Genomic DNA, 273 nt, shown 5'->3' on the forward strand with positions numbered 1-273 from the left:
GACACACTCTAGTATCCATACGTAAATACATAGCGTATGGAGGCGAATGTTCTGAACTGAAACATCTAAGTAGGAACAAGAAAAGAAAGAAAACTCGATTCTCCAAGTAGCGGCGAGCGAACAGAGAAAAGCCCATTAAAGTAAGACTAAACTGATAGACAAATCTTATGGAAAGAAGAACCAAAGAAAGTAACAGTCTTGTAGTCGAAATCAGAATAGAGACACTTTAAGAAGAGTACCACGGAGCACGTGAAATTCTGTGGGAAGATAGGG

1 rRNA gene is annotated in these 273 nt (G+C 39.6%); it reads left to right on the forward strand.

Annotation, left to right across the window (positions count from 1 at the left end):
* Positions 1-273 (forward strand): 23S ribosomal RNA (locus ACU68U_RS09345); the annotation flags it as partial.

Source organism: Finegoldia sp. P3-F-LR (genome assembly GCF_052932165.1).